The sequence below is a fragment of the Stenotrophomonas sp. 05N423 genome (assembly GCF_056397145.1).
Genome location: NZ_JBFTMV010000031.1, coordinates 1 through 605, shown reverse-complemented (window position 1 = coordinate 605; position 605 = coordinate 1). Strand labels below are relative to the sequence as shown.

Annotated in this window: 1 tRNA gene; it reads right to left on the bottom strand. The window is 59.8% G+C overall.

From position 1 onward, the window contains the following. Positions 1-71: 71 nt before the first annotated feature. Positions 72-147, bottom strand: a tRNA-Ala gene (locus tag AC1DGW_RS16835). Positions 148-605: the final 458 nt, after the last annotated feature.

Below are 605 nucleotides of genomic sequence, written 5' to 3'. Positions count from 1 at the left end.
CCTCTAGACGATGGGGACGCGTAACTTCATCAAGTTTTTTTCGGCTATCCGGACGGCCTAATGTCCGGATTTGGTGGAGCCAAGCGGGATCGAACCGCTGACCTCCTGCATGCCATGCAGGCGCTCTCCCAGCTGAGCTATGGCCCCGTTGTTGCCGAGAAAGAAATGATAGCCCGGCTTTTCGGGCCGAGCAARCCATTTGTGAAAAAAAATCTTCACATGCCTGCTGGGCCCTCTACGGACATGGATGCATGGCATTTTCCGGCAGGCTTGCACTGGCTTCACCGATGGTTCTGGTCACTCGCTTCCTCCAGGCTTGGACGTCACGGAATGGAGCAAGGTGGCCTCGGATGGTGAAGGTTCTCTCTCTTTTTCTTCTGCTTGCGGCCGGCGTACCAGCGCCTGCCGAAACGCAGGTGTTCAAGTGCATGGAGCAAGGGCTGACGTCCTATCAGTCGATGCCCTGCAATGGTGCAACCGTAAGGGTGTGGCGTGTGCTTCCGCAGGCATCGATCGAGCCGAGTGCGACGGCAGGAACGCGGAAGCCGGCGCGCGCCGGATGGAGGGGCGGCCATTCCGGCGTGGGTTCCGGCCGGAATGGCCGC